Annotated in this window: 20 protein-coding genes; 19 read left to right on the top strand and 1 reads right to left on the bottom strand. The window is 45.5% G+C overall.

The features are described from left to right. The first annotated feature begins 93 nt into the window (after window positions 1-93). The 18 genes from L9Q40_RS10475 (at window position 94) to L9Q40_RS10390 (ending at window position 16,602) form a co-directional block, all read left to right on the top strand. Window positions 94-372 (top strand): hypothetical protein, encoded by a 279-nt coding sequence (locus tag L9Q40_RS10475; protein ID WP_498793233.1) that lies wholly within the window; start codon window positions 94-96, stop codon window positions 370-372. Then, entirely contained in the window at window positions 372-1,553 is a 1,182-nt protein-coding gene (locus L9Q40_RS10470; RefSeq protein WP_498793232.1) for a hypothetical protein, read from the top strand. Before L9Q40_RS10475 ends, L9Q40_RS10470 begins: the two co-directional genes overlap by 1 nt. After that, on the top strand, window positions 1,546-1,794 hold the full coding sequence (locus L9Q40_RS10465) for a hypothetical protein (protein ID WP_498793231.1): 249 nt from the start codon (window positions 1,546-1,548) through the stop codon (window positions 1,792-1,794). Before L9Q40_RS10470 ends, L9Q40_RS10465 begins: the two co-directional genes overlap by 8 nt. A 128-nt stretch (window positions 1,795-1,922) precedes the next feature. Then, window positions 1,923-2,528: a hypothetical protein gene (locus tag L9Q40_RS10460; protein ID WP_498793230.1), complete on the top strand. Its 606-nt coding sequence runs from the start codon at window positions 1,923-1,925 to the stop codon at window positions 2,526-2,528. 9 nt (window positions 2,529-2,537) lie between these two features. Further along, complete coding sequence (locus L9Q40_RS10455; protein ID WP_498793229.1) at window positions 2,538-3,110, top strand: terminase small subunit; 573 nt, start codon at window positions 2,538-2,540, stop codon at window positions 3,108-3,110. Beyond that, the gene (locus L9Q40_RS10450; RefSeq protein WP_498793228.1) at window positions 3,088-4,587 is read left to right on the top strand and encodes a terminase large subunit domain-containing protein; all 1,500 of its coding nucleotides are present in this window, start codon (window positions 3,088-3,090) and stop codon (window positions 4,585-4,587) included. Before L9Q40_RS10455 ends, L9Q40_RS10450 begins: the two co-directional genes overlap by 23 nt. Next, window positions 4,587-6,719 carry a portal protein gene (locus L9Q40_RS10445; protein WP_498793227.1) on the top strand — a complete coding sequence of 711 codons (2,133 nt, stop codon included), beginning with the start codon at window positions 4,587-4,589 and terminating at the stop codon, window positions 6,717-6,719. Before L9Q40_RS10450 ends, L9Q40_RS10445 begins: the two co-directional genes overlap by 1 nt. A 49-nt stretch (window positions 6,720-6,768) precedes the next feature. Beyond that, entirely contained in the window at window positions 6,769-7,680 is a 912-nt protein-coding gene (locus L9Q40_RS10440) for a hypothetical protein (RefSeq protein WP_498793226.1), read from the top strand. Between the two features lie 2 nt (window positions 7,681-7,682). Beyond that, complete coding sequence (locus L9Q40_RS10435) at window positions 7,683-8,972, top strand: P22 phage major capsid protein family protein (RefSeq protein WP_498793225.1); 1,290 nt, start codon at window positions 7,683-7,685, stop codon at window positions 8,970-8,972. A gap of 49 nt (window positions 8,973-9,021) precedes the next feature. Beyond that, the gene (locus tag L9Q40_RS10430) at window positions 9,022-9,372 is read left to right on the top strand and encodes a hypothetical protein (RefSeq protein ID WP_498793224.1); all 351 of its coding nucleotides are present in this window, start codon (window positions 9,022-9,024) and stop codon (window positions 9,370-9,372) included. A 14-nt stretch (window positions 9,373-9,386) separates the two neighbouring features. Then, window positions 9,387-9,851: a packaged DNA stabilization gp4 family protein gene (locus L9Q40_RS10425; RefSeq protein ID WP_498793223.1), complete on the top strand. Its 465-nt coding sequence runs from the start codon at window positions 9,387-9,389 to the stop codon at window positions 9,849-9,851. Next, complete coding sequence (locus L9Q40_RS10420; RefSeq protein WP_498793222.1) at window positions 9,851-11,272, top strand: packaged DNA stabilization protein; 1,422 nt, start codon at window positions 9,851-9,853, stop codon at window positions 11,270-11,272. The genes L9Q40_RS10425 and L9Q40_RS10420 overlap by 1 nt, the downstream gene beginning before the upstream one ends. Further along, on the top strand, window positions 11,272-12,117 hold the full coding sequence (locus L9Q40_RS10415) for a tail needle knob protein (protein WP_498793221.1): 846 nt from the start codon (window positions 11,272-11,274) through the stop codon (window positions 12,115-12,117). Before L9Q40_RS10420 ends, L9Q40_RS10415 begins: the two co-directional genes overlap by 1 nt. A gap of 7 nt (window positions 12,118-12,124) precedes the next feature. Further along, window positions 12,125-12,490, top strand: a complete 366-nt coding sequence (locus L9Q40_RS10410; protein WP_498793220.1) for a hypothetical protein — start codon at window positions 12,125-12,127, stop codon at window positions 12,488-12,490. Next, a complete protein-coding gene (locus tag L9Q40_RS10405; RefSeq protein WP_498793219.1) occupies window positions 12,487-13,353 on the top strand; it encodes a tail fiber domain-containing protein in 867 nt (288 codons plus the stop codon). The genes L9Q40_RS10410 and L9Q40_RS10405 overlap by 4 nt, the downstream gene beginning before the upstream one ends. Beyond that, complete coding sequence (locus L9Q40_RS10400; protein WP_498793218.1) at window positions 13,340-14,599, top strand: hypothetical protein; 1,260 nt, start codon at window positions 13,340-13,342, stop codon at window positions 14,597-14,599. Before L9Q40_RS10405 ends, L9Q40_RS10400 begins: the two co-directional genes overlap by 14 nt. Further along, entirely contained in the window at window positions 14,584-16,317 is a 1,734-nt protein-coding gene (locus L9Q40_RS10395) for a hypothetical protein (protein WP_498793217.1), read from the top strand. The genes L9Q40_RS10400 and L9Q40_RS10395 overlap by 16 nt, the downstream gene beginning before the upstream one ends. Window positions 16,318-16,368: 51 nt before the next feature. Next, complete coding sequence (locus tag L9Q40_RS10390; RefSeq protein ID WP_498793216.1) at window positions 16,369-16,602, top strand: hypothetical protein; 234 nt, start codon at window positions 16,369-16,371, stop codon at window positions 16,600-16,602. A gap of 595 nt (window positions 16,603-17,197) precedes the next feature. Here the strand turns inward: L9Q40_RS10390 and L9Q40_RS10385 are convergent. Continuing rightward, window positions 17,198-17,866: a KilA-N domain-containing protein gene (locus L9Q40_RS10385; RefSeq protein ID WP_498793215.1), complete on the bottom strand. Its 669-nt coding sequence runs from the start codon at window positions 17,864-17,866 to the stop codon at window positions 17,198-17,200. A 340-nt stretch (window positions 17,867-18,206) separates the two neighbouring features. Between L9Q40_RS10385 and L9Q40_RS10380 the strand changes: the two genes are divergently transcribed. Next, entirely contained in the window at window positions 18,207-20,891 is a 2,685-nt protein-coding gene (locus L9Q40_RS10380; protein ID WP_498793214.1) for a phage tailspike protein, read from the top strand. Window positions 20,892-20,911: the final 20 nt, after the last annotated feature.

Raw genomic sequence — 20,911 nt, 5'->3', positions numbered from 1 at the left:
GTCCATCTTGGCGGCTCGGAAATAGACGAGAAGTGTGCCAATCACTCTGTGAAGCGTCACTTGGTATGCGGAACATTAATTCAGGGTAAAATTATGAAAATAACATCTAATTCCGAAAAGCTTATAACGAACCTATATGCACGTTCGAGTGCTGTTTTAGCCTCGGGTGATTTGGGTGGCGGAACGGCAACGCTGGGGTATCGCGACAGTTACGGAAACTTCGTCCCTCTACTTGATGAGAATGACGCAGAGGTAACATTAACTATTGGCGGTCAAGTACTTGTTGAGCACGGAAAAACAATGCCAATTTACGTCAAGCTTGAAAATGCTTTAGAGCCTAATTTAGAAATAAACGTATCAGTGGTGTCGTGATGAAAGCGCTGGTAAGAAAAAGCATCATCAAAAGAAGCTTGGTATCTAGTTTAGTTAGAAAGACTTTATTAGCTACTGGGAATAAGTTTTGGCAATACAACCGTGACGGTATTGATGACTACTCCAGATTCTTAGCGCCTATCCCAGCATTTGAGAATGACCTAATTGAATTTGACATTGAGTTTACAGGCATCGCTCCAAATACATACATCCTAGACGGTCGGGTGTCCGGATTAAACTCCGAGGGGGTCTTGCAGTTTAACGCATCGTCAGCACTATCGTTCAGTGGGTTTACTGCGCTAAAAGTTGATGGTGTGCCATATACTACGGGGATGTTTACCCCAGCAACCGGCGTCACGCATCACATTGAGGTAACAGCGGCTGATTTGACTTACTTGTGGTTTATCGGAGTTAGATACTCCGTATCCGGCTTTATCTCAGCAGTCATTAAGAATTTAGGTATCACTCGCGCTGTTCGTGACAACTTAGACCAATATCCAGATTTATTTTTTCCGATGGATGATGGATGGGCTAACAACCCTATGATGAGGCAGACAATTCCACATCATCATAAAACGGATGGTACAGAGTCTTATGATATGGACGGGGCTGTCTGGTTGGATTATGAGACTGAAGCAGCTCCGCAATACGTGAGAGTGACTGGCTATGAAACACTTGCTGAACGTGCTGTGTTGTCTGGTTTATCTGAGAATGAAGAAGCTAAAGCTAGCTGTCGTGAGGGGTTGGTTAAGAATGGGGATTTCAGGTTTGGGGATAATGGGAGTTGGTCTACGGCTGTAGGTTCAGGGTGGACATTTTCAACGGAAGGAGCAACATCTGTAAATTCTACGGTAAACTGTACACAGTTGCTTGTCTTGGATGACTCACAAGAATATATCTTAGACTTTGAAATAAAAGATACTACACTTGGTTCTCTAAGGGTGGAAGTCGGTTCTGGTAATTTTATTGGCTCTGGTTTGGTTGATGGAAACTACAGTGTAAAATTTACGTCAATCGCAGGTGCTGACCCAATTTATTTTTACGCAACATCAGGGGCACCGTTTTCAGGAGTAGTAACTAACATCTCAGTGCGCAAAGTAACTGACCAACAGGTGCTGACGCCTTATGTGAATCATGGGGAGTATGTGAACTTTAATGAAGAGGGCTGGGAATATGTCTAAACAAGCAATGTATAGGTTTATTCCGCTGGATGTGTGGGAAGCTACAGAAGAAGTAACAGATAGTGAAGGAAATATAACTCCTGTTCGTACTTGTGAAGATGTAGCTAAGTACCCTAATGCGCGAGTTAGTGTTAATGAGGTGGTGATTAGCTGCAATGACGACTCAGGCACGCATACCAAAGAAGAAGCATTGGCGCATATTGAAGCCAATTGGCCTAAGCAAGAAGAGCCTACGGATTAATATTTGTTTATAAAATTCTACAAATCACATTAGATTAGTGTGATTTTTAGAGAGTTATATCTGCTTCCTTGATGGCTAGTCTCTGAATTCTCGGGGGCTATATAAATTAAACCAGAGAATTATTCCAAATGACCACTATCGCTTATCACCACAAATCAAAAACCATTGCTTGGGACTCTCGTGCCACAGAAGGCGGGATTATTAAAAATGATTCGGCAGTGAAGGTACGAGAGCGAAACGGCGTGAGGTTTTGGCTGACCGGATGCCGAACTGATTACGAAATGCTTATTGATGCTTGGTTTGGAACTGAGCTTAACGTAATCCCAGAAGCTCAAGCGCTAGCTCTCGATGGCGAGAAGGTTTATGGATGCGCAGTAAACGACGATAAGATTTTCTGGCGTGAAGAGCTGGAAACAAACGAAGCAATTGGCAGTGGCCGATATTGGGCATTAGCTGCAATGGATTTCGGAAAGTCAGCAAAAGAAGCGGTTGAGTACGCTAAAACCCGAGACTGTTATACGGGTGGCGATATTCATACTGTGGAGCTACTGCCAAAGCAAGAAGCGGAACCATATATTGTCGCAAGACATGAAGACTTGAATAATCCAGTAAATTGGATTGACGGGAGAGTTGGCGGGATAAGTGGATACACCAATCAAAATCTAATTAACAGCCTTAGTGATGTCTATGCGGGCGGAATGGGAATGGGAAAAGCCCCAGAGAATAAGAAGTAGAGGTAACCAATGGCAAAACTCACTGACAAGCAAGAGATGTTCTGTCGTGAGTATCTCATCGACCTAAACGCAACTCAGGCGGCAATTAGGGCGGGGTATAGCAAGAAAACAGCATACAGCGCAGGTCAGAGGCTGTTGAAGAATGTTGAAGTCCAAAAACGAATCTCCGAACTTAAAAGCACTCGCATTGAAGAAACCAAGATTGACGCTAATTACGTATTGAACCGACTGGTTGAAATAGACCAGATGGATGTTCTCGACATTCTCTCAGAAGACGGCTCAATCAAACCAGTAAGCGAATGGCCAAAGGTTTGGCGAACTTACTTATCTGGTATGGATATTTCAGAGTTATTTGAAGGTCGTGGTGAAGAACGGGAACAAATCGGATTCCTCAAGAAAGTTAAATGGCCTGATAAGGTCAAGAACCTTGAGCTTCTTGGTAAACATATCGAAGTTCAGGCATTCAAAGAGAAATACGACCACTCATCATCTGACGGCACCATGTCACCAACTGCTGAAGGCAGAGATAAGCGCAAAGCAAGAATTCAGGAGTTGTTAAATGCTAAGTCCAGAGGTTCTTGATTCATTAACCGACGAAGAACAGGTCGAACTGCTACGCCTTCTTGAAGAAGAAAACGAATACGAAAAGATGCACCAGCTTTTCCAGTATTTACCATATGAAAAACAAAAAGAATTCATCGAAGCCGGTGCTGAATTTACTGAGCGCTGCTTTATGGCGGGCAACCAGCTGGGGAAATCATTTACTGGTGGCGCTGAAGTCGCATTTCATCTTACTGGTCGTTACCCTGGCACTGCAGGTTATCCATCTGACGGATGCTGGGAAGGTGACTGGAAAGGCAAAGTATTCGATGAGCCGCCCGTTTTTTGGGTCGGTGGCGAAACTAACGAAACAGTAACCAAAACCACACAGCGTATTTTGTGCGGTCGTATCGAAGAGAACGGCGAACCCGGTTACGGCTCAATCCCGAAAGAAGACATCATCAGCTGGAAGAAATCGCCTTTCTACCCAAACCTTGTCGATCACATTCTTATTCGTCATCACAAAGCTGACGGAAAAGAAGATGGGATCGCAATCTGCTATTTCAAGCCGTATTCACAAGGCCGCGCTCGATGGCAGGGTGATACGGTTCATGGTGTTTGGTTCGACGAAGAACCACCACTAGCAATTTATTCAGAAGGTCTTACTCGTACCAACAAATACGGTCAGTTCTCCATACTGACATTTACTCCACTAATGGGTATGTCAGACGTTGTAACCAAGTTCGTCAAGAACCCAAGCAAATCTCAGAAAGTGGTCAACATGACCATTTATGACGCTGAGCATTACACCGAAGAAGAAATAGAACGCATTGTTGCTTCATATCCGGAGCATCAACGTGAGGCTCGCGCTCGTGGTATTCCAACCATGGGTAGCGGTCGTATTTACCAAATCCCTGAAGAAAGTATTAAGTGTCAGCCTTTTGCTTGTCCTGAACATTTCTATGTCATTAATGGGCAGGACTTCGGGTGGGACCATCCACAGTCACACGTTCAGCTGTGGTGGGATAAAGACGAAGATGTTTTCTACCTGGCGAGAGTCTGGAAGAAATCAGAGAACACAGCCGTTCAGGCTTGGGGCGCGGTTAAGTCATGGGCTAACAAGATTCCTGTTGCTTGGCCTCACGATGGATATCAACACGAGAAAGGCGGCGGTGAAGAGCTAAGAGGCAAGTATAAAGACGCTGGCTTCAATATGCTTCCATCACACGCTACTTGGCCGGAAGGCGGTAACTCGGTTGAGGTTGGTTTAACTGAATTACGCGATCTCATGCTTGAGGGTCGCTTCAGAGTATTCAATACCTGCGAACCGTTCTTTGAGGAATTCCGACTCTATCACCGAGATGAAAACGGAAAGATCGTCAAAACAAACGATGACGTTCTCGATGCGGTTCGTTACGCCTACATGATGCGCCGCTTCGCTAAGATGATGCGCGATATTACCAAACCTAAAGAGAAGAAAGCACCGGCCCCGATAAGGCCAATTCCCAGAGGTAGATAATGGCTGAAAATAAAGAAAGGCTAGAAAAAATTCTGCGTAAGTTCGATGCAGACTGGACAGCCAGCGAAGAAGCCAGAACTGAGGCTAAAAACGACTTGTTCTTTAGTCGAGTATCTCAGTGGGACGATTGGCTAAATCAGTACACAACACTGCAGTATCGTGGTCAGTTTGATGTTGTTCGTCCGGTCGTTCGTCGCTTAGTTGCTGAAATGCGCAAGAATCCGGTTGATGTTCGGTTCAGACCTGTCGATGGGTCGGACCCAAACTCAGCAGATATTCTCATGGGTATGTATCGCACAGACATGAGAAACAACACGGCGAAAACGGCAGTAAACGTCGCGGTTCGTGAGCAGATAGAAGGTGGCGCTGGTGCCTGGCGCTTGTGCACTAAGTACGAAGATCAGAACCCGACCAGTAATAACCAGGTAATACGCAGAGAGCCAATTCATAGCGCCTGTTCTCATGTTATTTGGGACAGCAACAGCAAGCAGTTAGACAAAAGTGACGCGAAGCACTGCACCATCATTCACTCTTTAAGTCGTAGTGGTTGGGAGGACTTTGCAGAAAAGCACGGACTAGATGAGAGTGACATTCCATCATTCCAGAGTCCGAACGATTGGGTTTTCCCTTGGTTAACTCAAGACACGATCCACGTTGCTGAATTCTACGAGGTCGAGGAAAAACAGGAAACGGTATTTATCTACCAACACCCATTAACGGGTGAGCCTGTTAGCTACTTCAAATCGGATATTGCTAAGGTAATCGATGAGCTTGCCGATTCAGGAATGCAAAAGATTTCTGAGCGCAAAGTAAAGCGTTGCCGAACTTATAAGTCCATCATCTCGATGACCAGTATTCTGGAAGACAAAAAACTCATTGCCGGCGAATACATTCCGATTATTCCCGTATTTGGTGAGTGGGGATTTGTAGAAGACAAAGAAGTCTACGAAGGTGTCGTTCGTCTTACTAAAGACGGTCAGCGCCTACGAAACATGATCATGTCTTTCAATGCTGACACAGTAGCCAGAACGCCGAAGAAGAAGCCGTTCTTTTATCCAGAGCAGATTGCCGGTTACGAGTCCATGTACGAGGGGACCTATGATTTCCCGTATTATCTTCTGAACCGTACCGATGAAAATAGCGTTGATTTACCGCCAGCGCCTATTTCTTACATGGACAACCCAGAGGTTCCGCAAGCTAATGCTTACATGCTTGAAGCAGCCACTGGCGCAGTTAAGGAAGTGGCCGATCTTGGTGTCGATGCAGAAGCGGCTGGCAGTCAGGTTTCGTTTGATACCGTCAACCAGCTCAATATGCGCTCTGACTTAGACAAGTATGTCTTCATGGACAACTTAGCTACTGCAATGCGACGAGATGGCGAGGTGTATCAGTCGATCGTCAATGATACCTATGACATCCCAAGAAAAGTCATGATCACCTCGGAGGATGGTAGCGAACACGACGTTCAGCTAATGACTGAAGTTGTGGACTATCAAACGGGTGAGCGGGTCGTGATGAATGACATTCGCGGTCGCTATGAAACTTACACCGATGTTGGTCCATCGTTCGACTCAATGAAAGAGCAAAACCGGACAGAGATTGGTGAGCTTCTTACTAAAGTTCCCGCTCAGAACCCCGTTTGGAATGTTCTATTGCTTCAGTTCTTGTCATTGCTTGATGGCAAAGGAATCGACATTACCCGTGAGTACGCGAATAAGCAGCTTATTCTTCAAGGGCTCAAGAAACCAGAAACACCCGAAGAAATGCAATGGATGGCTGAAGCTCAACAGCAGCAACAGCAGCCAAATCCTGAAATGGTTCAGGCTCAAGGCATTCTTCTACAAGGTCAGGCCGATCTGCAGAAAGCGCAGAACGACCAGCAACGCATTCAGGTTGATGCTGTTAAAGCTCAGGCTGATATCGAACTCTCTTCCGCTAAGGTCGCTGAAATTATCGCCGGCCTTGACTTAGACAAACAAAAAGAAGCGCGAGAATTACTAAAACTTCTCGGCAGCTTCCAACAACAGCGCAGTGATGAAGCTCGCGCTGATGCCGAATTGATACTGAAAGATGCTGGGCAGCAACACCAACAGCAACTTGATGTAGCCAACCTCCTGCGAACGCAGAGATAAATTACCAGCAAATCGCTGAGAACAATTAACCTTCCATGTGAGAGTAAACATGAGTAAACAAACCGACGAAATTCAGGAAACTGAAGGCCCAACCGTATCTGACGATCAAGTAGTGGCAACTCAAGATGGTCAGGATGTTGATAATGCAGCAACAGACGTAGATGCAGAAGAAGGCTTTGACGTTGTTCTGAATGAATACGAGACGAAACCAAAACAAGACCCGGCAACCAACGCTGAATTTGCAAAACGCCGTATTGAGCGCAAGCGCCAAAGAGAGCTTGAAGAGCAAATGGCAGCGGTTCAGCGTGGTGAAGTTCCGGAGAACTTGCGGGTAAATCCTGAGTTGCCAAACCAACCAGACATTAATGACTTTTTAAGTGATGAAGCTCTGGAAAAATACGATTACGACCAGAACCGTGCCATTGCCGCATTCAATGCAGCAAACACGGACTGGCTAATCAAAGCGCAAGATGCTCGTAGCAATGCTACAGCTGAGCAGGGACGAAAAACTCAGGAATATACCCAGCAATCAGCGCAATACGTCGAGGCAGCAAAAAAGCATTATGACGCAGCTGAAAAACTAAACATTGCAGACTATCAGGATAAAGAAGATGCATTCATGACTGCAGCCCCGGCTAACTGGGGCGCAAATATCATGCAGCTATTTCCAGATAAATCTGCAGCACTTATTTATCACCTGGGCGCAAACCCAGAGAAAGTTAACCAGCTCAAGTCAATGAATGAGGCTCAAGCGCTGATTGAACTCACTCGACTATCTGAACGTTTAACTCTCAAGCCACGCAGCAAGCAAATATCTTCTGCGCCACCTGCTGATGAACCAATTACTGGCGATGTGACAGCGGCAAATCGTGATGCCGTCCAAAAACAAATGGACGCAGCGGCAAGCCGTGGTGACGTAGACACATACCGTAAGCTGAAGGCTAAACTGAAAGGACATTAATCATGGCTTTGAACGAAGGTCAAATTGTTACTCTGGCGATTGATGAAGTTATCGAAACGGTAACTAACATGACGCCAATGGCGCAGAAGGTGAATAAGTACACGCCACCATCTGCTGACATGCAACGCTCAAGCAACACTATCTGGATGCCGGTAGAGCAAGAAGCGCCAACTCAGGAAGGTTGGGACTTAACTGGTAATGAGTCAGATATTCTTGAGCTTAACGTCGCTGTAAACATGGGCGACCCTGACAATGATTTTTTCCAACTTCGTGCAGACGATCTACGTGATGAAACGTCATATCGTCGTCGCATTAATGCAGCGGCCAAGAAGCTTGCAAACAACGTTGAATCAAAAATTGCTAATACGGCAACGGAAATGGGTTCTTTGGTTGTGACATCTGCAAGTGAAATTGGCAATGCAAAGGGTGACGGGTGGGGTTTTGTCGCTGACGCTGAAGAATTCATGTTCTCACGTGAATTTGATCGCAGCATGGGCCTATCTTACTTCTTTAACCCGGCTGACTACAAAAAAGCCGGTTACGATTTGGTAGGCCGTGATATTTACGGTCGCATTTCTGAAGACGCCTACAAAAAAGGCTCTATCGGCCGTCAGGTTGCTGGTTTCGATGATGTATTGCGCTCTCCAAAAATGCCAACGCTTACCGCATCAACAGCTTCAGGACTGACTGTGGACGGCGCTCAGACATTCAAACCTGAAGCGTATACCACTGACAACGATGGCAACAAAGTTAACGTGGATAACCGCTTTGCGACAGTTACTCTGTCTGCGACTACAGGCTTGAAACGTGGTGACAAGATCAGCTTTGCTGGCGTTAAGTTCCTAAGCCAAATGGCTAAGAACGTGCTGACTCAAGACGCAACCTTCACGGTTGTAAATGTGGTTGATGGTACAGATATCGTTATCTCACCAAAACCTGTCGCACTTGATGACGGCACACTGACTACTGCAGAAAAAGCATACGCGAACGTGAATACTTCGCTTGCTGATACTGCTGCTGTGAATATCCTGAACATTGCCACCAAACAGTCAAACGTGTTCTGGGCAGACGATGCAATCCGTATCGTTTCTCAGCCAATTCCGGCAAGTCACGATCTGTTTGCGGGCATGAAGACCACTTCATTCAGCATTCCTGATGTTGGTCTAAACGGTATCTTTGCTACTCAGGGTGATATCTCTACCTTGTCTGGCAAAGCTCGTATTGCGTTGTGGTACTCAGTTAATGCAACGCGCCCAGAAGCGATTGGTGTAGGTCTATCTGGTCAGTCTTAATGGCCTTGTAATTGGGAGCTTCGGCTCCCTTTTTATTTGGATGATGATTATGAAATCTCAAAACAAAAGAGTAATGCTATATAAGCCTGGCGGTACCACTCGAGTATGGAATACGACTGCTCATACTCTTGTGGTTGATAAAGCTGATGTTGATTCGTATCTGGAAGAAGGCTGGCTTGACCACCCGTCTAAGCTTTTTGAAGAGACAAAAAAACCTGAACCAGTAGCGCCGGTACTAAAAACGGCCGAAGAACTGGCCGCGCTAAAAGTGTCGGATTTGGACGATGAGTTATCTGCATTGCCTTATACGGCTGATGTTATTGCCGCTGCTCGCGCTATCGAAGTTGACGGTAAAAACCGCACGTCAGCGTTAGAAGTTTATGACGGTGCACTTGAGTAATTAAGGCGGTATTCATGCTGATAACAACCAAAGGTGAATTGGTTCTTGCGGCGCTGCGTAAGTTGGGTGTGGCATCAAGTGCCACCCTAACTGACATCGAACCAGAATCGATGCAAGACGCCATCCAAGACCTTGAGTCAATGATGGCTGAATGGTACGACGACGGTAACGGCATTGATGTTGGGTACATCCTCGCTGACGAAACAACAGACGAGCCGTATGACGGTGACGATCACGGCATGCCGCAATCAGCAGTGAGCGCGGTTTATCACAATCTTGCTGTCCGCATCGCTCCTGACTATGAAATGACTGCATCAGCAAAGGTTGTCGCGACCGCTCGTAAAGGCAAGGACAAGCTTATTGGCAAGTCCGTCTTGAGCAAAACCAAAAAAGCCGCTTATCCGTCACGCATGCCAATCGGCAGTGGAAACACTAACGCACGAGTTAATAACTGGAACTATTTCCCGGGTGAAGAGTAATGCCAAAACTTCCGCTTATTAAAGGTACTGGCAAGAATTACAAGGACGCTGATTACATCGATGCGCTCCCTGTTAACATGCTCGCTACGCCAAAAGAAGTGATAGACGCCGATAGTTACCTGCGATCTTTTCCTGGTGTCGATAAAAAAGCAGACGTTGACGGTATTTCTCGTGGTGTTGAATTCAACACGCATCAGAACAAAGTTTACCGAGTCTGCGGTGGCAAGATTTACGCAAGTGAAGATGAGGTGGGCGATGTGTCAGGAAACAGTCGGGTAAGCATGGCTCACTCTGCAGTCAGTCAGGCTGTCGCTCATCAAGGCAATATGACGCTGTATCGATATGACGGGACAGAAAAGCAGCTTGAGAACTGGCCAAAAGAAGTTGATGGTGTCGAATACAGCCAATATGAAATCGGCAGTGTTCGTGACATTGTTCGCATTCGAGGCCGTTATATTTGGGTGAAAGATGGGACGCAGACTTTCGGTATTACTGATTTAACCGATGAATCGCACCCTGACCAGTATTCTCCGTTTTATAGCGCAGAAAGCCAGCCTGATGGGATTATTGGTTGCGGTAAGTGGCGCGATTTTGCGGTAATGTTTGGTTCATCGACGATTGAGTATTTTTCTCTGACTGGCGCAACAACGGTCGGGGCTGCGATTTATACCGCTCAACCTTCATTGATGGTACAAAAAGGCATTGCTGGCACACATTGCAAAGCAGAATTCTTAGATTCTCACGCTTTCATTAGTCATCCAGCCAATGGTGCGCCTTCGGTTTACGTCATCAGCTCCGGTCAGGCCAATTCCATATCAACAGCGACCATCGACAAGATACTGCGCGAATACACACAAGAAGAGCTGTCACTAGGTGTTATGGAAACGCTTCGGTTTGATGCTCATGAGCTGTTGATCATTCACTTGCCTCGTCATGTTCTTGTATTTGACGGTGCGGCTAGTGCTGGTGGTGCTCAGTGGTCCATTATCAAAACAGGGCTATATGATGATGTCCATCAGGCGATAGACTATTGCTATGAAGGTAGCGGTATCAGTTGTGGTGACAAGTACCAAGCGAGAACGGGAAAACTTAATTTCGCATCATCAGCACAATATAGCGTCCAGCAAGAGCACCTTCTTTATACGCCACTAATCAAGGGCGATAACGCTCGTTTGTTTGACTTCTCGCTCGAAGCCAGCACAGGCGTTGCTCAGATTGCGGATAAGTTATTTCTATCGGCAACGGCTGACGGCATTACATTTGGTCAGGAAAGGACCATTGCTCAGAACAAGCCATTTGATTACAACAAGCGTGTTCTCATGCGTCGAATTGGTCGCGTTCGTCGCAACATTGGTTTCAAAATTCGCATCATCACCAAATCACCAGTGACGCTTTCGGATTGCAGTGTGAGGGTTCAGTAATGGCAAACCAAGATTTAATGGATCCTATTGTCATTCAGGCAAGTCGAATTGATGCTTCCATACTGCCTTCTGTCTTTTCTCAGCCATATCTACTGTACGTCATTCAACAAAGTACAGATGTTGGTAACGTTGCGAACAAGGCCAACGAAGCGGCCGAGGGTGCATTTGATGCCCAAGAAAAAAACGATGAGCAAGATTTAATACTTGCAGACCATGAATCTAGAATCGAAGCAAATGAATCTAAACTTGCCGACCACGAATCAAGAATCTCTGCAAACGAAACGGAATTGGCTGACCATGAATCTAGGATTTCAGCTAATGAGTCTCAACTTGCTAATCATGAAACTCGAATATCAGATAACGAGACAACGCTGGCTGACCATGAAACCAGAATCTCCGAATTAGAAGACTACGTTTATCGGCAGAAATCGGAAGTGGTTTATTCCGGAATATCTCTGGCAATCACAACCACTCAGGTCAATTTACTTCAGTTACTCGGTACGCTAACGCCAACCAGCGGCTCTTTATCCCCGTTTTTTGATACCACGACCGGATTAATGACCGGGTTAAACAAAGATAAAAACCTTTACTTCAAATTGGCGATCATCGGTACTTACGACAACTCATCAGGCAACCGTTCCATGCAGTTTGATTTCGGCACTATTGTTCCTGACATTATCGTTAGGTCACGAGATGCCTCAGTTAGCACGGATAACATATTCATTGCTACGTTCTTCTCAGTCGAAACAGACGACGACATAACCGACCCGGGCATTGATATTCTCATCAAGGCCAACGGCAGCGGCTTCACTGCAACTCAAATCAAAATTATTGCAACTCAATAGGTAAATCATGCACCGAATAGACAGATTAACTGGCTCACAGCTTATGCGGTTGTGGGGCGTCTCGTCGTGGCCGAATGTAGACGGAGATTACTTTCTGTGGGACGGCGCGGCCGTGTTCGCTCTCCGCGATCGAGGTGAGTACGTTGAGATTCATATGGCGATGAAGAAAGGCGAACGACACAAGTGCAGAGAAGCGGTTTCTGATGCTCTGTCCATTATCGGAAAAAGAGAAGTTCACGCGCTGATAGAGAGCCAATACAAGCACGTTAGAAATCTAGCGAAAAATATGGGGTTTACCCACCACTCAGAATTCGAAGGTCTGAGAAAGGATGGCTCTGTAACGAAAGTAATTAAAATGGTGAGGTACATATGAGCTTTGTAGGAGACGCGATAGGGGATGTTTTTGGTGGTATCACTGGCGCAAGCGCAACTGAAGATGCCGCAAAACAATCCAACAAGCTTGGCTATAAAACGCTGGCGATGCAGCAGGATTGGCTTGATTACATTAAGGGACAATACGAACCCTATTCAAAAGCCGGTCAGCGAGCACTGAAGAAACAGGAAGGGTTGTTATCTGAACTGTCTGCTGGTCCAGATTATGAAGCAGCCGCCAACTCAGAAGCGTTTCAGGAAGCAAACCGACAGGCTCAATATTCCCTGTTGAATTCTGCTGAAGCCACGGGCGGTTTGGGTTCTACAGCAACAGGCAATGCGCTTGGTGCAAGTTCTGCAAATGTACTGAGCAGCGTCGCTAACGAAAACTACGGCAATTTATACAACTACTACAATGCGCTTGGTGCGATATCTGGGCAGGGAATGCAAGGCTCTCAAAGTCTGGGCTCGTTTGGCGGAAACGTCTTAAGCGGCATGTCAGGCACTCTATCTGGTATTGGCTCTAATACGCTAAATGCAGCAGCTGCCAATCAAGAAAGCAATACCGCTCTATTGTCTGCAGGGGCTGGCATATTAGCTGCCGGAGCTAGTGGAGGCACTTCTGGATCTGGTCTTTTTGCTGCGTTTTCTGACATCCGACTCAAGAAAAATATCAAAGCGACGGGTGAATTTACCAGACGTGGAAACGAGATTTACACATGGGATTGGAACGATAAAGCAGAGAAACTTGGGCTTGTTGGCTCAGGCCGTGGCGTTATTGCTGACCATGCCGAAAGCGTGACACCAGAAGCAGTATCTAAAGACAAATCAGGTTACAAGGTGGTTGACTATGCAAGGGTATAATCCAGATTGGAGCGGAGTTCTATCCGCTAGCCAACATCAAAGTCAGGCATTAGGTCAAATTGGCCAGTCAGTTGGTCAGGCCTTTGCTCAAAAGCGCGAAAGAGAGCAGTTGCAGCAAAAACAACAGCTGGCGCAAGAAGAAATCAGCGCAGCCATGAAGTCTGGTGACCCGAGCCAGATTGCAGAGGTATCTCTCAAATACCCTCAAATGTCGGAGGCCATCACAGGTGCGTTTAAATTCAAAGATGCAGCTACAGAGAAGAACTTTCTCGATACCAACTTCAAAATCCTGTCTGACCCGGATAATACTGAGAAGTATCTCAATGAGCGCGTGTCTTACCTGAATAGTGTTGGTGGCGATCCAACTGAAACACTCGGTCGTCTCGAAATGTACAAAAATAACCCTGAAGGCTTCTTGAAAACAACGGAAGAGATAACTGCATTCAAGGCCCCCAAACGATGGGATGCATATAACTCAACTAAGCCTGAGAAGATGACGCCTTATCAACAAGCTCAGATTGATTTGAGAAGGGAAGAGCTTGCTTTAAAAAGGCAGACGGCTGGAAATAAAAAGCCAACCCTTAAAGAGGTTTCGGGCGGGGTTAAATACTTTTCAGATGGCTCTGAAGCTCCAATCGGCAATGGCGAGTCCGTTGCTAACCCAGTAACTGGCAAGCGCTTTACGCCTGCTCAGGCTCAATCTGTACTGGCAGAAGCAAAAGAATTCCAGCTTAAAAACGGCGGTTTCGCGGTAACGCTCGATTCTGGTTTAAACACCATCGATAGAATGTACAGTGAAGGCTATGACCCATCAAAGGCCGCTTGGGTTGATGCTGCTTTCGGCGGCGGCTCTGTATCAAACTTACTTAAAACCCCAGAAGATCAGATTTTCATGGGGGCAGTAGATGAAATGATAAACGCCATTGCTCGTCGTGAAACGGGTGCCGCTATTACCGAGTTCGAGCGAAAAGATTTCTTTAACCGATATATGCCGCGACCAGGTGATAGTAAAAAACGCTTGGATCAGAAAAGAAACTCTCTTGAGCGTCAGCTCAAGTCAATCGCTGGACAGTCTGGTGGTGTGTATGAAGCACTTAAAGTAACTGGTGATGATACATATTACAAACCGCAGCAGGCTGAGCCTCAGGAAGAGCAAAAAACAGCATACTCTGAAGGGCAGACGGCAACCAACCCACAAACTGGTGAGAGATTAATATTTAGAGGTGGACAATGGCAACCAATGTAACTTTACCGGAAGGGTTTGTGGTTGATAATAATAGCTCTGAATTACCATCTGGATTTGTTATTGATTCTGATGGTTCGAGTCAAATTGAGGCTGAACGTGATCCTGCAACACCCATGCCACAAGATGAAGATCCACAACAAGCTAAACAAGTGGCCACGCCTTATAGCGATATAGCAAAAAATAAAGCGGAGCAATACTCTTACCAAACAAAGCCCAATGATAAATTCACACAGGATAAAAGCTCATTAGGTGGAGCAATAACAGGTGGCGCAGAGGTTGCTGCGAACTTATTATCTGGAGCTATTTCAACCCCTATCGCTGGAATTGCTGGCCTTGGCGAGTTAGCTTCTGGTGGGGATTTGAAAAGTGCAACTGACACTATAGAGTCAACTCAAGAAGCTTTGACTTACCAACCAAAAACAGAGTCTGGGATTGAGTATCAGCAAGCGCTTGGTGAAGCAATTCAACCAGTTGGTGAGGTTATCGAGTCAACTGGAGAGTGGCTGGGGGATGCGACTAGAGATGCCACTGGAAGTTGGGTTCTTGGTGGTTTAGCTCAATCAATACCTGAGGCGGTTTTAGAACTTGTCGGTGTTAAAGGCGCTGGGAGGATAGTTAAACCAAAAAACATATTAGAACCAAAACCAAAAGCCGCGCTATCTCAATCTGCTCCTGAGATAAAACAGTTAAGACAAGCTGCATCAAAACTGTATAAAGAAATTGACGATGCTGGGGTTAGAGTTCCTAAGTCAGACTATCTAAATCTTGGCATAAAGATAAACAACGTAGCAAGACAGAGTGGCTTTGATCCCAATCTAACACCTAAGGTTAAGGGTTTTTTGGACAGGCTTGAGAGTGATTACAAAAAGGGTCAAATTAAACTTAGTGATATTGATCAGCTAAGAAAAGTCGCACAAATACCAGCAAACGCAATAGATAATGCTACTGAGTCAGCTATCGGATCCAAGATTATATCAACCATTGATGATTTCCTTGATTCTCAAGGAGAGAAACTTGCTTCATCTGGCGGTCAAAATCTTGGCGGGAAATACAGAGACGCGCGAAATTTAATATCTAGAGTTAAAAAGGCAGAGGTAATTGATGAGGCGGTATTTAAAGCTTCAGAGGCTGCTAGCGGATTTGAGAATGGGCTGAGAAATGAAATCAGATCAATATTGAAAAACAAAAAGAAAAGAAGGGGATTTACACCTGATGAAGTAAAAGCCATGCAGCAGATAACTCAGGGCGGGAGCATGGAGAACATGTTTAAGAAGCTTGGTAAGTTAGGGTTTGGAGCCGACCAGCAAACAAACATGCTACTAGGTTCTCTTGGTTTTGCTGGCGGAATGCTTGCTGGTGGTCCATTAGTCGCTGCTGCCGTTCCAACCGTAGGCTATGTATCAGCTAAAATCGCCAAGAAACTTGGAGAAAGGAATGTCAGATTTTTAAATGACATTACCAAGGCTGGTAAAAACGGAGAGGAATTAGTAAAGGCTTATATCAAAAACGTGCCCAAGGTAGCGCAAAGACCAGAAGAACTTTCGGCTTTGCTATCAGATCCATCTATTGATGCGACGGATATATCTGAAATCGGTAAAAGGTACAGATCAAGCAAGAAGCTAATCGATGATGCTGCATTTATGACTAGGAAGCTAAGGCAGGCTCAACTGGCTGGTGCGTTATCAGCGCAAATCCCAGATGAGGGTGAACAGGAATAATTGAGTAAATTTTGATAATATTAAATATCACTTATCTAGATGGTTGCGAACATGAAGGATTGGTTTTTTAATGCATTCTCTATGACAGATATCATTTATTTTATTTCACTCTATTTGATAGTTGATTTTTGGATTCGATGGGTTTTTGCTGGTAAAAATGACAAGAGATTGCAGAAACATGAAGAAAGAATAGATAAATTGGTCGATGAGATTAATTACCTAAAAGGTGAAAAAAGTACGCTTGAGTTGAAAGTAGCCAGATTAGAAAACAATCAAAATGACTAGCTTGGTTTATTCCATATAACCACCAAGCGCTCGCGTTACAAACCATAAAGTAACCAACAAAACAAAGCCCAGATGCATGAATGTGCGTCTGGGCTTTTTGTATTCAAAACAAAAACCCCGAGGTGTTAGCGGCATCTCGGGGTTCTTTATTTCCAGCGTTAAGAGAGTAACGAGGACTTATGAATAATCTTAGCAAAATATTACAGGAGTTGCGACTCATGGGTGAAAGATTAACAAACTGGCGGTTCATCCTCATTTGGATAGTGTTTTTGATGTTCGGGCTAACTGGAATGATGTTCGGTGCCGCTAAGTTGTTAGCGGTTATTGGGTGGTAGCATGAACAACTCTCCAAGCGAATTCAGGAAAAATCTCTGGTCAGCAGTTGCCGGAATAAGCTGCATCATTGCAGTGTGGAAACTATTTTCTTTGCTGCAAATTGTTGTGCCATTACTACTGAAAGGATAATGACATGAATGATTTAGAAACATGGCGATTCTTGTTTATCTGGACGCCGCTGTGGTTGTTCTCGATAGCGCACTTGATAAAAGCCATCAAACAAAAGTAAGCCCCGATAAATGTCGGGGCTTTTTTATGCCTAAATATCAAACCATTTTCTCTGTAGCGGCTTCGTGAAGTTCACGTTATTGCCCCAAACCGATTGACGGTGACGGTTCGCCATTTGGGTGACTCTATCTAAGCTTTCGTGCAGTTCGGTGAACATCTCGTTATAGAAAGCCTGATACTCAGCTAAGTGATAAAGCGACTCCAACCGAACCTTTACGCCGTCCACGTTGTAACCATCATTTTCTAACATGGTAAGCAGCTCCATCTCAGGGGCGCGATTAGAAAGCAGTCTTTGTGGTGTCATGATGGCGTTTTGAAATTGGCGGTCGGAAGGGGAAGCGGTTTCTAGTGGGAAATGGTAGCGAGATAAATCGAGGTCGTATTGTTGGCCTTGCGTCATGGCATCAAAAGCGCGGATCACTTGAAGATGGAATTTAGCGCTAATCCACATGGCGTAAGCGTAAACCAGTTCTTTGCAGACCCAAGTGCCTTGGTTTGCTCCGCCTCGCTTGGTTTCTACGGCGATCTGCATATTTGCAGATCGGTTAATCTCGTCAATCAATTCTTTTGTTTGATCGACTCTCATAAAGAAAGCTGGCTGGTGGTTTTTATTATTGCCTGACGCCTTATGAAGATCATTCAAAGAGTACAGATTGTTATGAGTGCGGATTTCTTTAGAAAGGATAGAAAGATTAGACATGTGAATACTCCTTTGGATTTAAAGAAGCTCACCTCCAAACTGCGAAATTGGGTGGTGAACTGAACAAGGTTCGCAGTACCGCTCCAAAGGAAACGCGGCCGACCGAAGTCGCCTCATCCAGCCCACCATAATTCAGATGTGCGGATTTATCGCATAAAAAAACCAGCGATAAGCTGGCGACATGCGCCTCTGGAACAATTCGGGCTGCGAATCCCGGCACTGGATTTTGCCAGTGCCCTTAAAGATTAACCCTGAAATAAACGCAAGTCAATTTAACCAAGCCCGCTTCGGCGGGTTTTTTATTGCCTGAAAGGCTGAACACTTACCGGAGAAAGTAAGAATGACTTATCCAAATACTGTTATCAGTATGCCTTCCAACCTGTTCACGCTTAACGACAAGTTTAAAGCGTGTACGAATGGCAGCGTGTATGTTGGTCAGGTAGATACTGACCCTACAGTAGAAGCAAACCAAATTCAGGCATACATTGAGCAAGAGAACGGCACGTTAGTTCTTGTCGATCAGCCAATAAAAATTAATTCTGCCGGCATGCTTGTTGATGGTAACGGCCAAGTGCAGAAGTTCGTTCTCATAAATTCTGAGTACTCAATGACCGTTCTGAATGCGAGCGATGTTCAAGAGTTCTATTTTCACAAAATATACGATCAAGGCATTGCCGCAGCACTCGAAGTCGAAGAAAGACTGCTACAACCAGGTGCAAGCCTATACCGCGGCTCGAATGGCAGTTTCATCCAAGACGGCGATGTTGTGCCAGCCGGAACGACACATGTGAGTGTTCTGACTAACGGTAAGATTGAAAATGTGGCGTTGTCGCCTGTCGCATCAGGCACTGTTAGCAATCTTTATGACTTCAACGCCACAATTGGCGGGATTGATGTAGACTTTGTTGCTCAAATCACAAGCTTTGCTACGCTGGCAGATGCATTAAATGCCAATCTGGTTCCGTATCAAGCGATAACCATCACTCGATATGCAAACGGCCTTGCACCTATCGAGTCCCCACCAAAGGGTGGTGGTGATTTTGTTTATATCCCAACTTACCCAAAAACCTCACACAACGGTGGTACTGTCATTTCTACCACAGTGCCTTTTAGTGGTGCCGTATCTTCGATCCCGGCATTTCTGGACGGTATCGGAGAAACTTCAGAGGGCGAGGGTTGTCTTGTCCGAATTAATGAACTGGGTTACGAAACCCCAGAGATGTATGGCGCACAGAGAGATGAAAGCACCGATGATATTTATTCGATATCTAAGTGTGATGCAACCTGTCCCAGTCGCTATATCAAATACACATCCGGCGTCTATGCTATTGGTGCTCATCCAGATCACCCTGAAGGCTTCTCACCAAGCCGTGATAGAACAACACATGAAGGCGTAGGTTTTAGCTGGACGGGCGAGACTGGTCATACAATTCTCAAATACATTGGCCCTGTTAATGACATTTTTGCTGTCCTTAAACTGTCAAGAATTGATATCGGTTCTGATAGTGGCGCGTCGAGAAACTACATAGCAAGAAACTTTAAGCTTGATGGTAATGCGCTGGCTGGATTTGGTTTGTATGAGAACTACGCTAACAACGATTCGTTAGCGGAAAACATTGTAGTTATAAATACACGTTACCGAGCGTTCCATGTTGTTAAGTCTTGGTACAACAACATGCGTAACATTGTGGCGTATAACAACTATGGGGCTGGTATTGCTATTGCTACGCAGTTGACGGATTTAATACCAGAGTCAACAGAAAGCCGAGACTGTAACGGGTTAAACATCGTCAACCCTCGCGCGCACTCAAACGGTCGCCAGCTGCCAGATGAAACCACGGAAGATTGGGAAGCAAGACGCTTTAATGAAAGCGAAAACAGAATTGCTAACTGGGGTATGGCGCTCGGTCAGGTTCACGGCGTGACTATATCTAATCCGGTATTGGAGTATAACTACGGCCCTGGTTACTATCGTACGAATGCTGGCGGCTCAGATGCACGTGGCACAACAATAACTGGCGGTTATGTTGAGCGTAACTGTAACCAGGCAATACTTGATGGGGTTGCTACTGACTTTTGGGAAGTGTGGCATGACAGTGATGATTCAGGTGTACGCTGTGAAACCGTAACTGGATTGTGGTTTAACGCCAGTATGGGCAGTTCGCGCGGTCGAGTAAAAATTACAGGCACCCCGAAATCATCAAACAACAACAAGCTAATTGAGTTCAAAAACTGTCCGAACATTAGTATTCCATCCCCGTCGCACCAGCAGTTCGGGAACAACTCAGAAGTTGGCGGCTCTAGCATGTCTAACCCGCACACGGCAGTATTCCAAGATCAAGGTCTGGCAGATACGGCAGTTACACTAAGGGATGCAAGAGACGGCACTGGGGTTGAGTTCGGCACAATTCGCTATGACACCTCATCTTCTTTTGATTCGTCAAAAGCAATTGAGTTCTTGCCTAGAGCCAGTGTATCTAACGTATCGCTAAGAACATCGATGAGCGCAACATCCCACGGCGCGGACAATACAGGCTCTAGTGGTACGCCTTCTTTAAGATGGACTGAGGTTTGTGCTGTAAATGGCTCTATCACTACATCAGACAGACGCGAGAAAACAGACTTCACAGCAATGCCGTCTGAGTTTGTTGATGTGCTTATTGCTCTTATTGACAATATCCAGCTATGGAGATGGATCAGTGCGGTAGAAGAAAAGGGCGATGAAGCAAGATATCACGTAGGACCTATTGCTCAGGATGTTTACGATGCATTTAAAGATGCCGGATTTGATGCATTTAATTACGGCTTTGTTGGTAAAGATGCGTTAGTGGAGCTGGTGCAGGTTGGTACAGAGTGGGTGGAGGACGGTGAAGAGACATACGAAAAGCCAATCTATGAAGAAGTGCCAGTTTTAGATGAAAACGATGTCCCATATGAGCGCTGGAACTTGCGCCATGGTGAATTACGTTACGCAATGATTTGGGCGCAACAGCAGCAAATAAAACAATTGCTGGCCAGTAGCTAGGAGGCACTTTGACCTTGCGC

Origin of the sequence: Allocatenococcus thiocycli (assembly GCF_921292965.1) — a bacterium.
In the GTDB taxonomy this organism is placed as follows: domain Bacteria; phylum Pseudomonadota; class Gammaproteobacteria; order Enterobacterales; family Vibrionaceae; genus Vibrio; species Vibrio natriegens.
This window is presented reverse-complemented; position numbering and strand designations above follow the sequence as displayed.